Annotated in this window: 24 protein-coding genes and 1 tRNA gene; 2 read left to right on the top strand and 23 right to left on the bottom strand. The window is 61.1% G+C overall.

Annotated features, from left to right (window positions below; translation table 11 throughout):
* Window positions 1-86 precede the first annotated feature (86 nt).
* The 22 genes from ACODTZ_RS20685 to ACODTZ_RS20580 form a co-directional block, all read right to left on the bottom strand.
* Window positions 87-1,097 carry a major capsid protein gene (locus tag ACODTZ_RS20685; RefSeq protein WP_489027716.1) on the bottom strand — a complete coding sequence of 337 codons (1,011 nt, stop codon included), beginning with the start codon at window positions 1,095-1,097 and terminating at the stop codon, window positions 87-89.
* A 10-nt stretch (window positions 1,098-1,107) separates the two neighbouring features.
* Window positions 1,108-1,491, bottom strand: coding sequence for a head decoration protein (locus ACODTZ_RS20680; RefSeq protein WP_132668048.1), 384 nt, complete (start codon window positions 1,489-1,491; stop codon window positions 1,108-1,110).
* Window positions 1,492-1,493: 2 nt separating this feature from the next.
* Window positions 1,494-2,072, bottom strand: coding sequence for a hypothetical protein (locus ACODTZ_RS20675; RefSeq protein WP_489027714.1), 579 nt, complete (start codon window positions 2,070-2,072; stop codon window positions 1,494-1,496).
* 17 nt (window positions 2,073-2,089) lie between these two features.
* Window positions 2,090-3,010: a S49 family peptidase gene (locus ACODTZ_RS20670; protein WP_489027712.1), complete on the bottom strand. Its 921-nt coding sequence runs from the start codon at window positions 3,008-3,010 to the stop codon at window positions 2,090-2,092.
* 9 nt (window positions 3,011-3,019) lie between these two features.
* Complete coding sequence (locus ACODTZ_RS20665) at window positions 3,020-3,289, bottom strand: hypothetical protein (protein ID WP_489027710.1); 270 nt, start codon at window positions 3,287-3,289, stop codon at window positions 3,020-3,022.
* Window positions 3,286-4,908 carry a phage portal protein gene (locus ACODTZ_RS20660; protein ID WP_489027708.1) on the bottom strand — a complete coding sequence of 541 codons (1,623 nt, stop codon included), beginning with the start codon at window positions 4,906-4,908 and terminating at the stop codon, window positions 3,286-3,288. Before ACODTZ_RS20660 ends, ACODTZ_RS20665 begins: the two co-directional genes overlap by 4 nt.
* Window positions 4,905-6,887, bottom strand: coding sequence for a terminase gpA endonuclease subunit (locus ACODTZ_RS20655; protein WP_489027706.1), 1,983 nt, complete (start codon window positions 6,885-6,887; stop codon window positions 4,905-4,907). The genes ACODTZ_RS20660 and ACODTZ_RS20655 overlap by 4 nt, the downstream gene beginning before the upstream one ends.
* Before the next feature lie 2 nt (window positions 6,888-6,889).
* Window positions 6,890-7,492: a plant Invertase/pectin methylesterase inhibitor family protein gene (locus ACODTZ_RS20650; protein ID WP_489027704.1), complete on the bottom strand. Its 603-nt coding sequence runs from the start codon at window positions 7,490-7,492 to the stop codon at window positions 6,890-6,892.
* A gap of 174 nt (window positions 7,493-7,666) precedes the next feature.
* Window positions 7,667-8,203 carry a phage tail protein gene (locus tag ACODTZ_RS20645; RefSeq protein WP_489027702.1) on the bottom strand — a complete coding sequence of 179 codons (537 nt, stop codon included), beginning with the start codon at window positions 8,201-8,203 and terminating at the stop codon, window positions 7,667-7,669.
* Between the two features lie 171 nt (window positions 8,204-8,374).
* A complete protein-coding gene (locus ACODTZ_RS20640) occupies window positions 8,375-9,160 on the bottom strand; it encodes a hypothetical protein (protein ID WP_489027700.1) in 786 nt (261 codons plus the stop codon).
* A 304-nt stretch (window positions 9,161-9,464) separates the two neighbouring features.
* Window positions 9,465-11,264 (bottom strand): DNA primase family protein, encoded by a 1,800-nt coding sequence (locus tag ACODTZ_RS20635; RefSeq protein ID WP_489027698.1) that lies wholly within the window; start codon window positions 11,262-11,264, stop codon window positions 9,465-9,467.
* 29 nt (window positions 11,265-11,293) lie between these two features.
* On the bottom strand, window positions 11,294-12,547 hold the full coding sequence (locus tag ACODTZ_RS20630) for a DUF7146 domain-containing protein (protein ID WP_489027696.1): 1,254 nt from the start codon (window positions 12,545-12,547) through the stop codon (window positions 11,294-11,296).
* Window positions 12,544-12,843 (bottom strand): hypothetical protein, encoded by a 300-nt coding sequence (locus ACODTZ_RS20625; protein ID WP_489027694.1) that lies wholly within the window; start codon window positions 12,841-12,843, stop codon window positions 12,544-12,546. The genes ACODTZ_RS20630 and ACODTZ_RS20625 overlap by 4 nt, the downstream gene beginning before the upstream one ends.
* Window positions 12,843-13,052, bottom strand: a complete 210-nt coding sequence (locus ACODTZ_RS20620; protein ID WP_489027693.1) for a hypothetical protein — start codon at window positions 13,050-13,052, stop codon at window positions 12,843-12,845. The genes ACODTZ_RS20625 and ACODTZ_RS20620 overlap by 1 nt, the downstream gene beginning before the upstream one ends.
* Before the next feature lie 3 nt (window positions 13,053-13,055).
* On the bottom strand, window positions 13,056-13,583 hold the full coding sequence (locus tag ACODTZ_RS20615; protein WP_489027692.1) for a hypothetical protein: 528 nt from the start codon (window positions 13,581-13,583) through the stop codon (window positions 13,056-13,058).
* Complete coding sequence (locus ACODTZ_RS20610; RefSeq protein WP_489027690.1) at window positions 13,580-14,026, bottom strand: hypothetical protein; 447 nt, start codon at window positions 14,024-14,026, stop codon at window positions 13,580-13,582. The genes ACODTZ_RS20615 and ACODTZ_RS20610 overlap by 4 nt, the downstream gene beginning before the upstream one ends.
* Window positions 14,023-16,554, bottom strand: a complete 2,532-nt coding sequence (locus ACODTZ_RS20605; RefSeq protein ID WP_489027688.1) for a DNA methyltransferase — start codon at window positions 16,552-16,554, stop codon at window positions 14,023-14,025. Before ACODTZ_RS20605 ends, ACODTZ_RS20610 begins: the two co-directional genes overlap by 4 nt.
* The gene (locus ACODTZ_RS20600) at window positions 16,554-17,114 is read right to left on the bottom strand and encodes a GcrA family cell cycle regulator (RefSeq protein WP_489027686.1); all 561 of its coding nucleotides are present in this window, start codon (window positions 17,112-17,114) and stop codon (window positions 16,554-16,556) included. Before ACODTZ_RS20600 ends, ACODTZ_RS20605 begins: the two co-directional genes overlap by 1 nt.
* Window positions 17,111-17,332, bottom strand: a complete 222-nt coding sequence (locus ACODTZ_RS20595) for a hypothetical protein (protein WP_402928893.1) — start codon at window positions 17,330-17,332, stop codon at window positions 17,111-17,113. The genes ACODTZ_RS20600 and ACODTZ_RS20595 overlap by 4 nt, the downstream gene beginning before the upstream one ends.
* Window positions 17,333-17,336: 4 nt before the next feature.
* The gene (locus ACODTZ_RS20590) at window positions 17,337-17,834 is read right to left on the bottom strand and encodes a hypothetical protein (protein ID WP_489027684.1); all 498 of its coding nucleotides are present in this window, start codon (window positions 17,832-17,834) and stop codon (window positions 17,337-17,339) included.
* A gap of 143 nt (window positions 17,835-17,977) precedes the next feature.
* Window positions 17,978-18,053 (bottom strand) — tRNA-Met (locus tag ACODTZ_RS20585).
* Window positions 18,054-18,157: 104 nt separating this feature from the next.
* Window positions 18,158-18,385, bottom strand: a complete 228-nt coding sequence (locus ACODTZ_RS20580) for a hypothetical protein (RefSeq protein ID WP_489027682.1) — start codon at window positions 18,383-18,385, stop codon at window positions 18,158-18,160.
* Between the two features lie 126 nt (window positions 18,386-18,511).
* Between ACODTZ_RS20580 and ACODTZ_RS20575 the strand changes: the two genes are divergently transcribed.
* Window positions 18,512-19,153 (top strand): helix-turn-helix domain-containing protein, encoded by a 642-nt coding sequence (locus ACODTZ_RS20575; protein ID WP_489027680.1) that lies wholly within the window; start codon window positions 18,512-18,514, stop codon window positions 19,151-19,153.
* On the opposite strand, the gene ACODTZ_RS20570 is transcribed toward ACODTZ_RS20575, so the two are convergent.
* The gene (locus ACODTZ_RS20570) at window positions 19,154-19,357 is read right to left on the bottom strand and encodes a hypothetical protein (RefSeq protein ID WP_489027678.1); all 204 of its coding nucleotides are present in this window, start codon (window positions 19,355-19,357) and stop codon (window positions 19,154-19,156) included.
* A gap of 200 nt (window positions 19,358-19,557) precedes the next feature.
* Between ACODTZ_RS20570 and ACODTZ_RS20565 the strand changes: the two genes are divergently transcribed.
* Window positions 19,558-19,758: a hypothetical protein gene (locus ACODTZ_RS20565; protein WP_489027676.1), complete on the top strand. Its 201-nt coding sequence runs from the start codon at window positions 19,558-19,560 to the stop codon at window positions 19,756-19,758.
* The last annotated feature ends 46 nt before the right edge of the window (window positions 19,759-19,804 follow it).

Below are 19,804 nucleotides of genomic sequence, written 5' to 3'. Positions count from 1 at the left end.
CTTCCTGTTGCCGGATACCTGCTCGCCAGGCATCGGGAAACAGGAAGCCGGCTGGGCCGGCCTCCTGGTCTTCTCGACTGCTGCAATCAGGTGAGGGTGAGCTTGCGCAGAACCTCGGGGCGAGTGCAGATCGAGATCGGGTTCGACTGAACTTCCAGGTCGTAACCTTTGTGGTTCAGCTTTTCGATCATCTGCGCGTAGAGCGGCAAGCCCGGCGTGTTCACCGTTTCATTGTAATCGGCCGGCGCGAAACGCGTGATGTAGAGATCATCGACACCGGTGATCGCGACGCGGGCTTCGTTGGCGGCGATGTACGGTGCGCCGAGATCCGCGGTCGCTTTCGCGCCGGTCTTGTAGCGTTCCCAGGTCGCGCCGCCCCACTCGAAGGTATCGGGAACGTCCTGACGCAGGATGACGGCGCTTGTGCCGTAGAGAAATGTTTCGCGTACGGACTTGTGCTGCCAGAGCGCCTTGTGAAAATCACGACCGGTGAAGCAGTGGATGCCGCCATAAGGCTCATCCAGAGAATCTTCGATCGAATAGACGACATCCTGCCAGAGCCCGGTAACGAGCGTGGCGTCGACATCGAGCTCCAGCGAGATGGCCGCCGGAACGGCAATTCCGAATGCATTGTAGAGATCGACGAGCGTCTTGCCGGACTTTGCCGTGACGATACCCTTCAAGGCGCCCACACGCTGGTGTTCCAGCGTCATCTGCAGGTCCTGACCGTGCCGAGCAGCCTTTCGGTTGACGCGACCGACGACGGTTTCGAGAGAGCTCTCGGTGCCGAACTCCCTGACGTTCTGAACTTCATCGGCGATGACGCTGTCATTGCGCTGGTAGTGCGGCACGTTGATCGGCACCTTGGTGCGGTCATCATCACCAGTCGTCTCACCAGGACCGCCACGCTCGGACGGCTCCACCAGGCCGAGCTTGCCGTTGCGACGCTCGATCGAGATCATCGTGGTAGAGACACTATCTTCCTGGAAGATGCCGCTGGCGCTGACTTGGCCAGGGCGATAGGGAACGGCGTTGACGGCCGCTGTCAGGCTTTCAAGGCTGAACGGGTCGGAGGCATGGACATTCGGTGCAGGCATCGTCGTTCTCCTATCGTGCCTTGATTGTGACGGCGCGCAGCTGCGCCAGCTTGGTCGTACGTTTGGCCGCGTCGTTCACCGTCGCTTCGAAAATCAGCATCGGCAACTTGACTTCCGCGTCATTCGTGACGCAGACCGCAGGTACATCCGCGGAAGTCGCGTCGACCTCGTAGCCAAGGATCGCAACACCGGTTTCAGCGCCCTCTTTCCCGGCGACACTGGCGTTCGGCGATGGAACATACTTGCCATCGGCAGTGACTTTGCCGAGGACGGTTCCGGCCAACACCTTGCCGGACCCGGACTTGATGGTGAGCACTTCGCGCGACACCATACCGTTACCCTCGGAGAGGATGAAGGCGAGGTCGCGCGGCGTTTCAGTGAAGCTCGTCGCCATGATCATGCTCCTTTCGGGGTTACGCGACGCGCGGCGAAGATGGCGTCACGATTGATAGCGGCGGCCTTCTGGCCGGCGCCGGATGCGCCAGGCAGCGCGAGATTGGCAGCAGCGAGGCGTTGCGCCTCGTAGGCCGATGCGGACGCCGGCGCTGCAGAGGCCGCCGGCTCGGTGGCGACTATCGACGCCTCGGCGGCAGGAACGTTGGCGACGACGAATGAGATGACGGCATCGGCCGACATGTCCGGCGACGCTGTCGAAAGATCGAGCGCCGCGCTCATGCGCTTGGCGTCACCCTTGACGCCTTCTGCGCCGAGAATGGCGGTCATGCGGTCGGTGGCCGCCTTGAAACCATCGGCGCCACCGGCTGCGGCGGTTGCAACGGCTTGAGCGATCGATGCAGGGGCCATGCCGGCCCCAGGCTGTGGATCAGGCATGTCTTCTCCTGTTAGCGATGCCTCGAGCAGAGGCCCTTCGGTGATGGACGCGGAGGCGTCCGGTTCGCCTTCGTCGGTGACGAGGACATGAGGAGCCGCTCCGGGGCGCACGGCGGCCCGGATGGCAGCAATCAGACTGGTCATGATGGGTCTCCTGGGGATCAGCCCCGGTTCACTTCCTTGACGAAGGCATCGAACGCTTCCAGCGGATCGCCGACGGCATCGGCAAGGCCCAGCTTGACCGCGTCCGATGCGTCGAAAACGCCGGCTTCCGTCGCCAGCGCCTTTGCCTTGGTGATGCGGCCGCGGCGGCCAGAGGCAACGACCTGCGCGAAGTCCTGACGCATGCCCTCCGCTTCGGCCTGCCACTTTTCGGCAAGGCTCGCATTGAGCGGCTCGTAAGGGTTTCCGTCGGCCTTCTGCTTTCCGGCACGAATGATGGTGAGGCGAATGCCCTCATCCTCGAGCGCCTGCGAATAGTCCGCGTGGATCATGATCACCCCGATCGATCCGGCGCCGCCATAGCGCGGCATGATGATCTGCCGCGCCTGTGACGCGAGCAGGTAGCCGGCGGAATAGGCATGATCCGTCAGGATCGATATGGTGGGCTTCTCCTTCGACAGCTGTGCCATTGCCGCCGCCGTCTCGAAGCCGCCGTTGACCATGCCGCCGTAGCTGTCCACCTCGAAAGCAACGCCGCGAACCATGTTCGAGCGACGCGCCATCGATATCTGCGCCTGCAAACCCTGGTAGGACGTCTCGCCGGAACTCGATCCGACCCAGCCGCCCTTGTGCACCAGGCTGCCTTCAATCGGGATGATGGCGATGTTTTCGACTATGTCGAACGGCAGGGCGTTGGCCCGGTTATAAACCCGCTCGATACGGCCTCCGACCTTTCCTGCCAGCGGCCGTCCATTGCCGCCACCGACATGATCGATGGCGCCCTCGGGATTGGTGATCACGACGGTATCGCCGGCGATGCGGCTCCCAAGCCCTTGCAGGAATGCCTCTGCCTTGCGAGGATCATACATCAGCGGCGTATTAAATACGCGCTGGGCGATCTGTGCATAACGAAAGCTCATGACATATCCTCAGAAACGCAACCGCATGCGCCGCGTTGGACGGCAACCGGTTGTCTTCGCCTGGCAGGCTGCCTGCAGCCTGACCAGTTCCTTGTCGATATCGGCGATGCTCGAGGACGCGACCTTGATCCGCTGATGCATGACCGGGGATCGGATCTCAGATTCCTCGATCTGCTCGCCGGCGAGGCGTTTGGTCCGGGCCGCGGCGAGAACGGCGTAAAGCGCGCAGGGATCTTCGACATCGACCGTGATGCCGCCGATTTTTACCGCGTTCGTCATGCGTCCACCTTGCCCTTGCCCGCAGGCTCGTCGCTCGAAGCGCTCGGATCGCTGGGCAGGCCGCGTTCGAACGGCGACTTCATGCCTGCCTTGATGTAGCGGTTGTGCCAGTAGAGGCGGTTTTCGAAGACCTCTTCCGGATCTCCTCCATCCTCGCTGATTTCCTGCTCGAGCGTGCCTGTACCGTTGACGATCCGCTCGCTAGCCCCCTTGGCCTTCTTGACATCATCGGCGGTCGGCTTGCTCGGCCCGGTGCAGATCGCCCACAGGATCGCCTCGCGATTGGCACGATAGACATCGATCCCACCCTTGAAAGGGGTCAGGCCAGTCTCAATCCGCTCATCCACCCAGCTTGCGTAAGGGATCAGAACGTGCGGCGAAGCGATGCGATCGGTGCGCCGGCGCGCGATCGGCCAGGTCGACGCATTCTCCATCTGGGTGCTGGCATAGGTCGCCGCAGTGAAGTCCAGCGTGTAACCGCCGTAAGTGATGCCGAGAGCGCGCGCCGTTTCCCGGTTGAACGTTCCGATCACATCCTTGTGGTTCGGCCCCGGCGCCGTGATGCTCTTGAACTCCATATCCTCGCCGGGCGCCAGATGAGAAACCCCTGCCCCCGGGCCAAGCCGTATTTCCGATTCTGCAGCCCTGTCGAGCTGTGCCTTGAAGTAGTTCACGAAGTCGGAAGCGATCTCGGCCGCGCCGTCTCCGCCGGCTTCCTTCATCATATCGAGCGCCTCGAAGGCCTCAGCGCTCGGCTTGTCGCTTTTCAGGATCGCCGCATAGATCGTCTGCAGAAACATCAGCTGCGCCGTCGCGTCGTCGACGTTCTCGGCCATCAGGTATTTCCGGAACGTCGTCACCAGCGGTGAAATCCCGCGCACATCGTCGCTCGAGAACGGGTCATAGGCGTGCATGACCATCTGCCGGCCATCACTGTCGCGCGCCGCATAATCCTTCTTCTGCCGGAACCCGTCACGCTTCTCTTCGAAGCGATAGGCTATCGGGCGACCATAGCTGTCGTGCACGACGCCCTGATAAAGGCCCTCGACGTCACTGGTATCCTGGACCAGTTGCTGCGGCGAAAGCAGCAGGAATTTCGTCCCGGTCTGCGTTCCCGCAAGACGCTGCGACCGCGGAAGATACTGGCAGACCCCGACACTCTCGCCGAAGGCCAGCCAATGACGAACCCCGATATCGGTCATCTGCGGGATGGTCCACTTGGCGCGAAAATCGCACTCGAGCGGGTTCCATGCCCAGATCTTCCAAGCCGCCTTCAACTCCCGGATCCACACGGTGGTCTCTTCCGGGCTATAGCCGAACCTGGTCAAATCAGGACGCGGGTTAAGCTGCAGCTCGATGCCGACCGTGTCGGCAATAATCTGATCCGCCGCGCCACGAAGCTTTCCACTGTTCTGTAGCAGATCCATGGCAAGCCCCGCCGCGCGCGTCCAGACCCTGCGGATCTCGTCACGGTGCTCGCGAAGCGAAGCGGGCCGGGCAGCAATCACGCCCGACTGGGTGTCGCGCATGTAGCTGGCCCGCACCCTACTAGGGCCAGGAGAAACAGACGGGGCATCGCTGCGAACGCCGGTCGCCTTGACCTTGTGTCTCGGTTTCACCTGCGTCGTTTCCATCGATTCTCTGGCTCTGGCTTGTTCACCACCGGCGACGCCGGCTGAGGTTCTGGCTCGGGTTCTACAGTCTGCTGCGCGACGATGATCGACGCGGGTGACAGAAGATCGGGATGCATGATCGGATCGTGCTTGGCCCTTAGTGCTGCCCATTGACTTTTCGTCATCCGCGACAGGCCGAGATGTTCGGCCATCGCCATGGCGTAGATCCTGCAATCGAGAAAGTGATTGTCAGGGCGCCGCGTAAGCCATTCTTCGTGGAGCTTCCCTTTGATCAGCTTTTGCGAAAAGTATTCCGCCGTGAGCTGCTGGAAGTATTCCTCGCCAAGCTCCATGTGGAAATGGCAATAGCCGGGCGGATCAGCAGCCTCGCCGGACCGCAAACCAACCTTATGCAAATTGCCGTAAAGCTCGGCCTTCAACGACCATGTACCCACCGGCCACGCCATCGACGAACCGAAGCGGCGGCGCTTCCCGCCTTTCTTGATCGACTTCTTTTGCGGCGCGCTGATCGCCGGGACACCGCGGCCAGGCATGCCCTTGATGGCATATGTATTGGGGTGGCGGCGGCACCACTCGAGAACCTGGTTGGTGCGATAACCACTATCGACGCCGAGCGCCTCGATCTTTCGCAGCACCCCGTTGGCATCAGGAAATTCCTGCTGATACCACTTCTCCAACAGCAGCCACGCGCCCGCCTGGGGGTTATCGGTCGCACCCTCGAAGAATTCGGCAAAGACATTCCAGCTCTGCCGATCCTCGGCGAAGACGACCGCTTCGCAGTAAATCCCGTAGGACTGGACGTCGGCGCCGGCGACAAACAGAAGCCCGCCCGATGGGATCGTGCCGACTTCGTAGCTTTCACGCCGCTCCATGAGCCGTTGGTGATCCGGCGCATTGCCTTTCATCTGGTACGGCAAGGCCTTCACCAGATTGCTGTAGTCCTTCGCACCGGCCTCGCCCTTGGCCTCGTAGGTGATCTTGTCTTCGGCGATGGCCTCATAGGACATCATCAGCGACATGAAAGCATCGACGTGGAAGCCAGGATGCCTGTCCGGCTCATCCTTGGTGGCTATGTAACGTCCCTGACGAACGCCAAGTACGCGTTCCATTTCTGAAATGTGATGACCACAGTCGCAAACCATTACAGTCTTGTGAGGATGCGCGCGGTCGATCCGCAGCTTAGCGTCGACTTGCACCATCTCCTGCCGGCACTCTGGGCAGCGGATAAACCAGAACCGCTGGTCCGATCGCCGGAAACTCCGGTCGATCCGGCAGTGACCGGGCCCCTCACCAAGTGCATCCCCGCTGTCCAGCTCGGGCGTCGACAGTTCGAAGATCTTGTAGGTCTTCTGTCGGCGAAAAGCTGTGAAGCGACCAAAGAAAAGGTTTTCTGGATCGGCACCATTGGGCAGCATCTGCCACTTCGATACCTCGTCCTTCACCCCGAATCTTGTCGTCTTGGACGACAAGTCCATCACGGTGTTAGCGTTGGCCAGGAATATCGAGCCACCTGGGAACTTCTTCTCGTAGGTGGTCGATCCGACCCCTGACCGACTTGTCGTCGGCTGGATGATCAGCTTTTCTGTCTTTTCCTGCCATCTGTCGATGAGAGGCTGCAGCTTCGCCGAATTGATGTCCTGCAGCGCGTCGATGCCCGGTACGCCATAAAGCGCATTATCGGGGCTGTTCTCGGCGATGTACATCATCCAGGCGAGCGCGAGGATTGTGACACCCGTCTGCTGCGCCTTTCGCACCGTCACCAGATTGCAGGGATGTTCCTGACTGAGGCAATCAGCGATATCCACCAGGTACGGCGCGTCCTCTGCCGACCAGAGCTCCCCTTTTCGCGGGCCATCCACAAGAACGACGTTCTTTGGTAGCCAGACCGGAAATGATACTGGTGGCTGCGGGCGGATCGACCGCTCGAGAACGGATGCGACCGACCGCAAAGCGCCGGGATGCACCGTCACGCTTCTTCATCCTCGATTAGCGGATCATGCTCCGGCGCGGACGCCGCGATCACCGCCAGCTTGTCGGCGATCTCTGTACCGATGGCGAATGCGATTTGGCGAAGCAGAACGCGAACACCATGTACGCCTTCTTTTGAGACAGCTATTGCAACCTCATCCGCCCTGTTCGGCAAACGCCTCAGGATTGCTTGTATCTCGCCGCCGATGATAGCTAAGGCCTCGTCGTTTCGATCTTTGCGGATAAGTTGATCGCAATCTTCCTGATGACGGATCTTCTCACGTCCAACCTTCAGCCACTCTGACTGCCGGCGGGCCTCTTCGAAACTCTCCTCATCGCGCGGCGGCGGTCTGGTCGATCCTGAATGCTCGCCTTCACTGACACCTCTGATCGGAGCCGTGGCCTTTGCCGGGTTCGTGAACCGCTGGCGAAACTCATCGTAGTGAGCAAGGGAGACCCGCATCACCTGACCTTGAGAGCCACGCTCGACGGGGGTGTCTTTCCAATCATCGAGCATCTTCTTGACGGCTTTCGAAACAGCCGCCTTGGAAATTCCGTCGCGCGCAGCAATCTGCGCAATCGACCACATGACAGTGCTCATCGTTAACCTGCTCGTTAACTGCCGCGTTAACGCCGTTAACCCCGTTAACCCAAGTTTTTGAAGCGAAAGACTGACAGGATCTCGGGGTCGCCCCGGCCCGCAGGGGGTGGAAAGGCGGTACGGTCCCTTGACCGGGGGGTGGGGGTCCGGGGGGCCTTGGACCCGCCTCGACGGTCACCCCGGGAGAAGCCGACCGAGTTCGTGAAGGACGCGCGGCGCGAGATTATCCTCGATCAGTTCCGCAAGAACCTTGACGAACTCATCCGGGTTGTTGGTCACGTCGTGCGCCGGGTTAGGACCGAATAGCTCCCTGATCGGAAGCCTTTCCTTGCCTACCCGCTTCATAACGCCCCTATGTCCATTCGACATCTGTGCAATGAAGGCCGACTTGTAAGAACCACGTGCTCTCACCCGAACGCCGCGCGCCGTCTGCGTCGCGCCAAGATCGATGAGAGGTATCCATCCGGACTTCTCAACGACCTCGATTGTGTTGCCGCCAGCATTGAAACTGGCAGATGTTATCTTCCTAACGCGGCTCACAGGCAGATCTGTCCGCTCGGCGCTGCGCTTAACGATCCGGGTGCGGGCCATGTCGCGCATGCGACGCATCGCGCTTGCCAGCGCCTTAGCCTTGATCTGGCCGGGCAGGTTTCCAATGGCTTTGGAAAGCTGAAGGATTTCTCCAGCGTCCAAATGCAATTCCGGAGCCATGCCGTCATCCTCGAAAGCCGCCATTACAACGGCGAGATCATGATCGCCTCCATCATCCGGAAACGCAAAACCCGCCGGGCGGTTGCCTAGCGGGTTTCTCTAACCTTTTTCAGTGTGCTTAATGTATGTCAACTATCTGCCGCATCGCAATCCAGCCGACTGAAATTTATATCAAGCATTTTCAGTGTGTTGCGTGGCAACCCTCCCCCGCGCCCATGGTGCGCGATCAGCAAAAAACGGAAGCAGCGTTGAGCTGTGAAGCTTGCCTGATAGCTCCCGATGCAGCGTTTCGAGCGCATCCTGCCACAGCTGCCAGTCCAGACGGGAGAGGATCGCACCTCTCAGCGGCGCAGAAAGCTGGTATTTTCGGTAAGCCCCACGCATCGGCCGCTGTTTCTTGCGGTCAAAGCCGTCCGTTTCGAACGTATAGGATCGGCCAAAACCGTCGTTGGTCGAGCGCTGGACGAACCACAACGGCTTTCCCCTCGAAGATACCATCGTTTCTTCCGGCCGATCCACCGTCCAATCCGGCCCACGGCCGAGGATGGCATAAGTGACCACCAGGTTGACGACGTGACGTCCGCCCAGCACATCGGGCTTAAGGCGAAGCGCCTGTACAGTGCTGGCAACCTCACCAGCGACGAGACCCAGATCGTCGGACCACTCGGGGAACGGCTTCCAGCCATCGCCGATCTCATAGCCGCCGCGTGCCGCCAACCGCTTCACCGCATCGCCTGCGGCCACAGCGTCCGGATGCGGATCGCCACCAGCCATGTAATCGGGGATCACCCCGTAGCCGTTCGGCGAGCGGTCGATGATGGTTCCAAGATCGGCCATCTCGCTGACCTTGCCCCAGGCTCCCGCAATGCTCGGACCGTAATCAATTCCAGACCCGACCTTGCACAACTCCTGCGTAAAGGCCCAGGTCAGGAACTGTTCAATCGATACCTTTTTCATCTTCTTCTCCCTCAATGGATAGTCTGGATAGTTGATTGGATAGTTTTTGGAGAGTTATTTCTATTATTTTCAATAGGTTAGATGGTTTGGATGGTATTTCTCGCCTTACATTGGTGTTTCACTGAAATTCCCCTCTCTCCATTTCTCGATAATAGTACGCACGCGAAAACCCTCCGAAACTCTCCAAGTCTTTGATTTTATTCCCCCACACCCCCTTGGAACCCTCCAAGAACCCTCGAAGAAACTATCCGAACTATCCAATTCTGGAGGGTGCGAGCGGTGACGGGTGGGGTTACGGGGCATGTCAGTACATCTCCGGCAGCGGTGCATCGTCATCGAAGCGACCGGCTGGCGGTTCGGGAACGTTGTCGCGATGCGGCGCGGGAACGTCGCGCAAGCGGATGCCGTGGTAGAAGACGTAACCCGATGTCTCCTTCTTGAATTTCTTCGCCATGGCTCGTCCGAAGGCGGTCGCGCTCATCGGCCTGCCACCCTCGTCTTCGGTGAACCGGCAATAGGCGGCAAAGAGCGTTTTAGATTGTATCGGCTCCGCCTCGGGATCCTTGACAACGCAGCGCGCGACGAACGCCGATGTCCTGTCCATGTCGTCGCGATATTCCTGCGTCGCGCTGCGCACCGCGTCAGGAATGACGATCCCTTCCTTGAGGTAGATGTTCACGCCCTCGATCAGCCAGTTGAGGATGCCGGAATACTCGGGCCGAAAGTAATTCAGCATATCCTCGAACTCGCGCCGCTCGGCCTCGGGGACCTTGACCGGCCAATGCACGACGGACATGCGTCGCCAGATGCCATCGTCATTGCCGGAAATTTTCGGGTAGCCGTTACCGCTCATGATGACGACGAAGATCGGGTCGAAGTCCATGTACCCGGCGAACAGGTCGCGCGCAGTGATCGTCTCGCCGCCTGTCAGCTCCTTGACGAGGTTTTCTTTGAGATCCTCGCCCTCCGGCAACTCCTTCACGCGCAACAGCCGTCGGCCGAGCAGGCGCGCCAGATCCGGCGATGCGCCGCCGGACGATCCACTCTCGCCGATCAGGCTGGTGGCGGGCAGCGTCACGGCGACATCGCCAAGCAGCCGGCACAGTGTTTCCATGTAGACCGACTTGCCGTTTGCGCCGTCGCCATAGTGGAAGAAGAGGTACTGCACGGTAATCCCGACAAGTCCCAGACCGGAGGAAACCTGCACCAGGCGACGAACGGCGGGGTCGGGCAGCATCGTCTCGAGGAACCGCGTCCAGCGCGGGCACGTCGCCTTCGGTTCGAAGCGAACAGGCGCGACATGGGTGATCAGATCCTCGCGACGATGACCTCTGGTCACCTTGGCTTCAGCCTCGATGCACACGTCGATCGTCTCCGGAACGTTCGGCGTCTCCTCGCGACTGACGAATTTCGGGTTCTTGCGCCGCTCCATCTTGCGCTCGAAGCGCAGGGTGGCGTTCTGAACCGCAAACCGCATCCTGTCGGCGTTGAGCTCGTCCGGCGTCTTGATGATGTGCGGCGCCGAGCACGCGAGCGCGGCATTCATTCGGGCGATGTTCTTCGACGAAACGGCATGATCCATCCGCCGTTTCACCCTCTTGCTCAAAGCGTCTAGCGCGATTTCGTGCGCGTCGAACAAGCGTTTCTGGCTTGCATCAAGCTTCTCGCCACGCTCCTCCATCTCCGCCGCTGCCTTGCCGGCTTCGATCTTCTCCTGCTCGGACTGCGTCGGTTTAATGTAGAAACGCTCCTGCGAGATCCTGTCGCCGAGCTGCTGCGCGATCTTGAGCGCCTTCGGGCCGCCGTTGGCGATATCCCAGTGCGTCCCGGTCCAGACACCGAACAAAGCCTGCTTCGCCTTCTCCTGCGAGATGACAAGCAGATCCTGTCCGAAATGCTTCAGCAGGCGCTTGCCGTTATCGGTGTCGGAATGGTCAAGGCCTGCACAATACTCGAGCGCTGCCTTCAGATCGTCGTCGGCGGGTGGCGCCGGCGGCATGTCGTCGAGGGCTCCATCCGAATCGTCTGAGACGGGTGGGGTTTCGGGGTCCACCCCGCGCTGCACCAAGGCGTCCTGAATGATGTCCTTCAGACCGCCTGGCATGTCCGCCGATAAATTTTCCTGCATTCCCCTCATGCCCTTTCAGAAAGAAGACTGGCAAAATCCGCGCCCACGGGCGGCCACCAGACCTTGATGTCGCGGCCGGGCACTGACATGCGGGCTTTCGCCCGGGCCATGGCGGCGGCCGTGAAGTAAAACTCGCTGTCGCCGTCGGCGAGCAGCACAAGTGCGGCGACATGCGCCGGAACCTGCATGGCTTCATCCGCCTGCTGATCCGGCTTCGGATGCGGCCAGACCGGAACCTTGCGGCCATCGACCGCATAACTCTCGCTCCTGCCACGGCCGCGATCGGCCGGCCCCGCAAGATTGCTGAGATCGCCGGCCGCAAAGTAGAACGTGTCGGCGCGAAAGCCCTCGTAACCGGCGACGGCGACGGCATTCTCGATGCCCTCGCCACCAACCCAGCGTCTGGCCGCCAGATCGCCGAGAACAGGGATCAAGGATCCCTTCTTGGTGCCGCGCATCTTCTTGGTGGCGAGCGGTTTGCCCTTGGCGTCGAGACCGAGAAACGGCCGGAATTTCGGCACGTTGCGCATATCTATCCACGTCTGGTGGCAACCGGTGACCTGGCCGTCGAGTGTAACGAGCGGCGCGATCATCGCCGGGCCTGAATGTATCGAACGTTGCCGACCGAACTCGTCATGCTCGTGCCAATACGTGTGGCGGCCGTCGAAACGGATGTTGAGAAAAAGCTCCATCGGCACGGTGCAGCCGGTGCGCCGCAACAGATACGCCCGGATCATCCGCGCGCCGTAGAGCGTTTCGTCCAGGCATTCCTGCGCATGGAAATAGATCCCGCGTGCCCGTGCGATCTCACGCTCGCGGTGCGCGTTCTGGTCGCGCTCCTGATCAGCCCTGTCGGCCTCCATCTTCGCACGGCCTTCCGCGATGCGTTCTTCTCGCGCCCGCCGATCCTCCGGCGTCTCGCGTTCGCCGCCTTCAGGAATCTCTTCGCCGAGCACGGCCGCGCAGGCTTCGAGAAACCCCGAGCGCGTGTGGAGATCGAGACGTAGGAGATATCCTGCCAGACCGATGCCAGTGCGACCGCCGATGCTGTCATTGCGGCAATTCCACGCTTCCTTGCTGGCGCTGATCGAGAAACGATCGGTTCCGCCACAGCGCGGGCACGCCTGGCCGCGATCACTCGACCACGGCAGACCCTTGACCTCACCTTTCGGCCGTGGCACGCCCAGCCGCGTCGCGGCCTCGGTTACGCTGACTTGCTGTGCCTTCAGGACAAATTCATCGAGGACCGTATTGCTCACGCTTCGGCACTCTTTCTGAGAGGCGCCAGATCGCGCTCATTGGCGACGCGCAAATGGCCGCTGCGCGTCAGGGCGGTCAAGGCGCGATCGAGATCGACGCCACGTGCTGAAGACCAGGTGCTGCAGTCCATCGCCAAATACGCGGTGCCGCGGGACCAGCCGCGCAGGCTGTATGCCTTGTCGATGTAGCGAAGTCCGTCCCGGCTCGCATCGAGGCCAAAAGCAGCGAGTGTCGCAGCGCGCTGCAAGACGTCTGGCGCCACGATCAACACAACCTTCGTCTTCCGATCCTGCATCAGGCCGCTCCCACGGTGTCGATGATCGGCTCCGGCGCCGAGATGAGATTTCCATCGAGAGCCACATGCGGCGTTCCGAGCAGCATGTGCAGCCGGTCTTCCATGTTGCGCGCCTCGATCTCGAACGCCTGAAGGGTCAGCAACAGTCCGGCTTGCGAGCCCTCGTGCTTCAACCTTTCGCGCATATGCCGGATCGAATCGGACAGCATGTGTCATGCCCCGGCCGCGTCGAGGTGGAAGACGGCCGCGGCGAATTGCTCGCCGCGCTCGGTGGCACGATAGAGTGCCGGCTTGTTGCCAGAGCCAGCGGCCGCGCGGACGATAAGCCCCTCATCCAGAAGCCGCGTCATGCCGGCGTCTATGATCTTGTGCGAAACACCGAGCTCCGACGCCAGGTCGTCTTTCCCGATTGAAAGCTCGAACTGACGCTGCGCAGCGTATTTCAGGATCAGGAAGCTGCCGCGCGGCAGACCTTCGGTACGGTGCGCCGGCTTCGATGCGGCATCACCCGCCTCGTCGAGGGTCTCGGCCGCCCGTGGCAATTGATAGCGATGGCGAGCGCTGGCCAGTCTCTCGATCACGGCCGGCCGCACATTGAGTGGCCGCGCGATCTGCTCGATCGTTAGCCCGGCTTCGCGCATCAGCGCGACGCACTCGCTGCGCACATGCGGCGCCATCGCCGCAAGCTGCTGTTGTGTGACAACGGGCGGGAACCCGAAACGATCGGCTACGAAACTCATGACCACCTCGATTGTCTTTGGAGCACGGCAACAGTTGCGGACGGCTGGGCGCGCGCGGCGGCCTGGGCGTTGATGAAATCGGCATATTGGGGGACGGGAGCGTCGGATGCTTCCGCGAGGATCTCGGCGACGAGCCGGCGCTCCGCTTCGGCGCGCTTCGCCCGCCACTCGTCCAGCCGCTCGAGAAACTTGATGGTCATTCCCTCGATACCGCCACGGAAGCGACGGTCCTGCCACGCGAGCTGCGCTGCGTCGTGACGATGCGCGCCCCAGGCAAACCAGCATCCGAAGCAACGGACGCCGACAGGCAGCTTGCGGATCTCGTCTGCCTCGGTGACGATCCGGATGAATGGCGGCACATCCTGCAGATGCACGCCAACGACATCGAGGCTAGCGCGCTCGGCGTCGTCGGTGACCACGAAGAGATGGACAGGCTCGCTCACTCGGCGGCCTCCAGCAGATCGAACAGCGTCGGCATGGCGCGTTCGCGAGCGATCGCCTCGACATATTTGCAGCCATCAAGGAAATAGGCGGGGTTCAGCTCCACCGCTTCGGCACGGCGATGGAGCTTCAGCGCGCGATAAGGGACCGTCATCAGGCCACCGAACGGGTCGAAGACCGTCTCGCCTTCCTCGGTGTACTGCAGGATCGCGCGGTCGACGATGTCGAACTGCAGCGGGCAGAGGTGCAGTTCCCGCCCCTTGGCCGCCTGCAGAGTGTTCATCGACAGCATGCGCGTCACGTCGGTCCACACGTCATCGTGCTTGGAATGCGGCGGCAAGAGCATGAATGTAGAGGGCAGCATGCCGCGCTCTTCCAGCGCTTCCGCGACCTTAACGTGATGCTCGAAATCGTAGATGCTATCCAGCTGGAAAGACTTCCACATCTTGAAGATCTGGCTGGCGTCCAGGCCAAGCAATTCCTCCGGTCGCAACAGCCTGTTGCCGGATGACGGCTCGTATCCATGGGCATCGAGCTGCCAGCGGGCGCGGCTGTATCCGTCGTCGTTAGACCAGGTCGAGGCCTCGGCCGACCATTGGCGCTTCTTCTTTCCGACCGGTTTGTCGGCGTAGCCGTTCGAGGCATCGCTTGGCGGCTTGCGGAAGATCAGCAGGTATTCGGGCAGACCATTGCCCATCCGACTGCCGTCTTTGCACTGCTCTGACCATCCGAGACGGTAGGTCTGATTGTTCTCGCGCACGACGTCAGTGGTGATCGTCTTGCGGGAAAGAAACGCGAAGCCGTGCTTGCGGAAATGTGCCGTGCAATCGTCGGCGAAAGGATAGACCGTCTGAAAGCCGAGACCCGTCATGCCGCCCGGCACGATCCGGTCTTTTACGTGTATGGCGGCGATACGCCCCGGCGCCAGCACGCGCAGCAGCTCGGGGATCAAGAAATCCATCTGCTCCCAGAAATGCGCATTGTCGTCGGTATGCCCGAAGTCCGCATAGTTCGGCGAATATTCGTACTGGGTGGAAAATGGGATCGAGGTGACGATCAGGTCGACGCTGTTGTCGGCCATGCCCTTGCATTCCAGCACGCAGTCGTTGTTGGCGATGCGGTATCCCTCGCCCCTGACCTCGATACGCTCCACGCCCATGGCGCGGGACAGCGTTGCGGCCATGGCTGCAGCTGAAAGGCCGAATTCCTTGATGATCGCGGTCATTTCCGCCCTCTGCTCGATGTGGCGGCGCCACTTGGCTTCCAGGCTGTCGCGCACCGGGCGTTCGGCCTCGGTGTAGATCAGGTCGAGACGAACGACATTCGTCTGCAGGAATCTCTGGATGCGGTGGACGGCCTGAATGAAGTCGTTGAATTTGAAGCCGATGCCCAGAAAGATCGCCCAGGAGCAGAAGCGTTGGAAATTGCAGCCAGACCCCATGATCGAGGCCTTGCCCGCGAGCTCCTGAATGCGACCTTCGGAAAAGTCGATGATCGTGTCTTCGCGGATGGTGAGCTCTTGCGTGCCGTAGACGGTGCGAACAGACGGGATGGCCGCCTCGATCGCATGACGCTCGGCCTCGAGATCGTGCCAGATGAGCCTGTGCGCGTCGGGATCCTCGGCACGGATCTCCATCATCTTGGCGATGCGATCCGGCAGGCTGTCGCGCTTCTCGCGCGCCGTCTCGACCAGAGAGGCCGACACGTTGCGCAGCAGGCGCCCCTGCCCGTTGCGCTCCATACCGGCCGTCGTGTGGTCCGCCGGGAGTTCGTGCCAATTGACCTGCATTTCCGGCAGATCGTAGCCTTCGTCCGAGTAACCGAGATCGGACGGGCGCTCGACGAAGAGGCCCCAGCTTGCCACCCAGAGCCAGAACTCGCGGGCCTTGTGAGGGTGGATGGTGAGCGTGTCGGCCTTTTCGGAATTTCGCTTGAAGAACCGCGTCTTCGCCTGGCCGACGTCCATCACCTCGAGGAACGCGCTGTAGGCCAAAAGCTCGATGAATTCGTTCGGGCTCGGTGTTGCGGTGGCCACGAACTTAAAGCGGACGCCGTCGAACAACCGCATGAATTCGCGGAACGTCTTCGATCCGCCGAAGCCGCGCAGGCACGACGCCTCGTCGAGGCTGGCTGCGGTGAAGTGGTGCGGATCGAGCTTGCCGTCGCGCACCGTCTCGTAGTTCGTCATGTAGATGCCGTCGGCGCCAGCTTCGAGGATCGACCGGACGAAGGTGATCTCGATCCCGAGCATCGCCGCATCGCGACGGAACTCCTGACGGACACCGAGCGGGATGACGAGCAGCCCACGGCCGCCGAACCGCTTCAGCACCAGGCGCAGGATTTCCAGCTGAATGACGGACTTTCCGAGACCGAAGGCCGCGAAGATCGCGCGACGCCCGCCGGCACAAGCCCAGATGACGATGGCGCGCTGGTGCGGCTTCAGGATCGGGTTGATTTCAGCGTCCAAAACCGTGAAGCCGCCTTCAGGCGCCATCTGGATCTTCGCATGCAGGAAAGCGCCGTAATCCATCAGGCGATACCCCGCGAGATCGCCGCGTGCTCGGCGCAATAGCTGCTGTCAGGCGAATCGCCGCCGCGGCGCGGGCGGCCACAGCAAGGCATGTCGGCTGTATCCGCATCCTCGAAATCGGTAAGCGGCCAGGCGCACTGAAATCGGCCGACCTTGGAGAACGGGACCGTTTGGCTGTCGTCGAGGCGGAAATCCCGGTGGCGATAGTTGCCGGCCGGCCGTTTCGGAATGTTCATCGCCTGCACGACAGGAGGCACCGGATCGGGCCGACGGGCGCGCGGCGCCGACGGCTGGTATCCGAAGCTCGAAGTGCGCTTCACTACATCTGTCGCCGTCACAGCAGCCTTCGGTGCCGGACGGGCCGACCGCCCTATCCGCTGCCCGCTCTCGCGGCGCGGCGCGAACAGGTCGGGATGACGGTTGACCTTGCCGAGGACGGCACTGCGCGTGATCCCGCCCAGTCTTTCAGCGATCGCGGCGGCAGACAGCCCTTCGTTCCAGAGCTTGGCGGCGGCGGAAACGCGCGCATCGGTCCAAGAGATATCGATGGAGACATTCATGCGCGCACCTCGCGCGGCTCAACGTCGCCACACTTGGCGCAGTATTTCTCGACGACCTCCGCGATCGCCAGGACGTGATCACAGCAGGGGCAGACGTGCGTATTGCTCGATACGGCCTTGATGCCATGCCGGTTGAGGCCACGCATCAGCGTCTCCACGTCGGACACCGACATGTTGACATTGCGAAATGTGATGGATGCCTGACCTTTGCGCGCCATCGCCTCAATCCTCGTTAACGAGGCGAAGCGACGCGTTGACACCGCCTCTGGCCTTGATGGTTGCCAGCGCCGACCGCATGTCGGCCATTGCCGTCTGCATCTTGGATGCGACCTTGTCGATCGACGCCGCTTCGGCCGGTGTGACCTTGCCATCCGCAATTGCCATCGCCAGGCCGGTCGTCAGCTCTGCGGCGCTGCGCAGAAGCTCGGCATGCGACGTCATCACGCAGACGTCGCCGGCAGCATCCTCGCCCGGATCGCTGAGGCGCCGCCCCTGCAGCTCGGCAAGAACCGTGGTGACGAAGGGGACACCACACTCGCTCTCGAGCGCCACGACGGCCTCGATCGGCATCAGCGTCGGATCACCGCCGTTCGTCCACCGACCGACCGTCGATTTTCCGAAGTTGAAGCGCTCCTCGATACGGCGCACCGTGCCGCACGCCTCGATCAGGTCGCGCTGCGCGGCCTTTACACGGTACATCCAGGCTTCAGAAAGTCGCATCGTCTCGTCTCCAGTCAAAAAGGCAAACGCGTCCCGCCACGGGACAAACCCATGAAATGTCCCGTGGCGGGACAGAGCTAAAAATGTGAGTTTCAGTCCGTCAGCAGGTCACGGGGGACCACATGAGAAACGAACGCAGAAACTGGTTGCAGGGGCAGGATTTGAACCTGCGATCTCGTGGGTATGAACCACGCGGGATGACCTCTTCCCTACCCTGCGAAACGGTGAGCGGCCGGGGATCATGGAGGATCGACGCCCCCGGCCGACAGGTACGCCGCCACGAGGCGAAAGACGGCGTACACGTGCGAGTGAGTGAAGGCGCGTCATTCGGCCGCCCTCACTTGGAGTTCAGGATAAGCGGCGAGCTGCTCCGGGCGGTGCTCGCGAAGCCATTCGAGACGCTGGTGATGAAGGTCATCCAATGTGACGCAGCCATCCGAAACCAGCCTGATGCGAACAGCCAAAGGCGCGTCTGGCCGGTTCTCACCAGTCTCGTACCTCCGATATGAACCGACATGGTCGATGGAAAGCAGCGTGGCCGCTTCCGCCATTGTCAGTCCCCGAAACTCTCGCCAATCCTTCATAATCATGGACGCAATATAGCGTTTAACGCGATACTTTTGTCAAGGGTTATTTAGCGTTTAACGCGATATTCGTTTGTAGCGGGAAACGCTAAAATGCTCAACATGTTGAGAATTAAAGAAATTCGCAAAGCCAAGGGCTTGACGCAGGCGCAGGTTGCTGACGAACTCGGCATCCACCTGACCAACTATAACAAGTTGGAGAACGGAGCAGCCGACCTGACGCTGAAGCGCATGGAAGAAATATCCAGGATCCTGCAGTGTGACCCGACCGACCTTATCTCGGTCAAAGCGGCGCACACGCGTATGGTTACTGTCACCCAACGAGTGGCGGCCGGAGTGTGGAGCGAGTCTCCCCTATGGGATGAGGATCAGTGGTACGAGGTCGCAGTTCCAGACGCACCTGAGTTGCGCGGAGTTAAACTCTATGGCGCCGAGGTACATGGGCCATCCATGAACCGCCGATATCCCGAGGGCTCAGCCCTGATCTACACCAGCATGGTCGAGCGGCCAGAGAGCCTAATTATCGGAAAACGTTACATCGTCGAGGTGGAACGCAACGACGGCCTGCGCGAGGCAACAGTGAAAACGCTGTGGCGCGATGACAACGGTAAGCATTGGCTGCTGCCCGAATCTACCGACCCCCGCTACCAGGCACCGATCGCCGTCGACGGCGCCGAGGGCGACAACGTCCGCGTTGTCGGCAGGATCCGCTACTCGGTTCAGCGCGAAGACTGACTACTCTGCAGGTGCCGCCTGCTTCCGTGGCAGCGGCTGGACGTCAAAGGGCTCATCGAAGCGCGAGATCAATCTCGACATGCCGATTATTCCCCAGCCACCGCACCACAGAACGCAGCCCGCGATCTGCTGAATGGCCGTCGGCCCGGCGATGACGACCACCACCCCCGATAGAACGGTTAAGATACCGACGATAAAGAACAAGGCAGGTATGATTGTCTCCAGATCGCTTGCCCTAACATTTTGATTCTTTGGATCAATATTTGATATAGCGTTTAACGCTATTTTATGCCTTGACACTGTATAGCGTTTAACGCGATATTGTTCTTGCTAGTCAGAGCGCTTCGGCGCGCGACGTACAGTCTTTGACGCTAACCTAGCGATCACAACAGCAAGAGGCAATCATGCAGGTTCAAACTTTTAGCACCCCTACCAGCACCGTTATCGGCCGCGACATTGCGCTCGAAATGTCCAGCTTCATGCTCGCACATCCGGGCTGCACTCGCGAACAGCTGCGCGAGGAATTCTCGTCGCGACAGATCGACCGTTACGGCGATGAAGCCAAGTCCATAGCCGATCGCCGCAAGGTGAAGCGGGTCGCCTGATCGTCGACCGGCTTCGGAATGGTCCGTCCGTCACCCCTCGGACGCG

This window comes from Rhizobium sp. FG113 (assembly GCF_057809895.1).
This window is presented reverse-complemented; position numbering and strand designations above follow the sequence as displayed.

Coding starts and splice junctions, on each gene's coding strand:
- ACODTZ_RS20685 (WP_489027716.1), bottom strand. CDS start 1,097: ATGCCTGCACCGAATGTCCATGCCTCCGACCCGTTCAGCCTTGAAAGC.
- ACODTZ_RS20680 (WP_132668048.1), bottom strand. CDS start 1,491: ATGGCGACGAGCTTCACTGAAACGCCGCGCGACCTCGCCTTCATCCTC.
- ACODTZ_RS20675 (WP_489027714.1), bottom strand. CDS start 2,072: ATGACCAGTCTGATTGCTGCCATCCGGGCCGCCGTGCGCCCCGGAGCG.
- ACODTZ_RS20670 (WP_489027712.1), bottom strand. CDS start 3,010: ATGAGCTTTCGTTATGCACAGATCGCCCAGCGCGTATTTAATACGCCG.
- ACODTZ_RS20665 (WP_489027710.1), bottom strand. CDS start 3,289: ATGACGAACGCGGTAAAAATCGGCGGCATCACGGTCGATGTCGAAGAT.
- ACODTZ_RS20650 (WP_489027704.1), bottom strand. CDS start 7,492: ATGAGCACTGTCATGTGGTCGATTGCGCAGATTGCTGCGCGCGACGGA.
- ACODTZ_RS20645 (WP_489027702.1), bottom strand. CDS start 8,203: ATGGCTCCGGAATTGCATTTGGACGCTGGAGAAATCCTTCAGCTTTCC.
- ACODTZ_RS20640 (WP_489027700.1), bottom strand. CDS start 9,160: ATGAAAAAGGTATCGATTGAACAGTTCCTGACCTGGGCCTTTACGCAG.
- ACODTZ_RS20635 (WP_489027698.1), bottom strand. CDS start 11,264: ATGCCAGGCGGTCTGAAGGACATCATTCAGGACGCCTTGGTGCAGCGC.
- ACODTZ_RS20625 (WP_489027694.1), bottom strand. CDS start 12,843: ATGCAGGATCGGAAGACGAAGGTTGTGTTGATCGTGGCGCCAGACGTC.
- ACODTZ_RS20620 (WP_489027693.1), bottom strand. CDS start 13,052: ATGCTGTCCGATTCGATCCGGCATATGCGCGAAAGGTTGAAGCACGAG.
- ACODTZ_RS20615 (WP_489027692.1), bottom strand. CDS start 13,583: ATGAGTTTCGTAGCCGATCGTTTCGGGTTCCCGCCCGTTGTCACACAA.
- ACODTZ_RS20605 (WP_489027688.1), bottom strand. CDS start 16,554: ATGGATTACGGCGCTTTCCTGCATGCGAAGATCCAGATGGCGCCTGAA.
- ACODTZ_RS20600 (WP_489027686.1), bottom strand. CDS start 17,114: ATGAATGTCTCCATCGATATCTCTTGGACCGATGCGCGCGTTTCCGCC.
- ACODTZ_RS20595 (WP_402928893.1), bottom strand. CDS start 17,332: ATGGCGCGCAAAGGTCAGGCATCCATCACATTTCGCAATGTCAACATG.
- ACODTZ_RS20590 (WP_489027684.1), bottom strand. CDS start 17,834: ATGCGACTTTCTGAAGCCTGGATGTACCGTGTAAAGGCCGCGCAGCGC.
- ACODTZ_RS20580 (WP_489027682.1), bottom strand. CDS start 18,385: ATGGCGGAAGCGGCCACGCTGCTTTCCATCGACCATGTCGGTTCATAT.
- ACODTZ_RS20575 (WP_489027680.1), top strand. CDS start 18,512: ATGCTCAACATGTTGAGAATTAAAGAAATTCGCAAAGCCAAGGGCTTG.
- ACODTZ_RS20565 (WP_489027676.1), top strand. CDS start 19,558: ATGCAGGTTCAAACTTTTAGCACCCCTACCAGCACCGTTATCGGCCGC.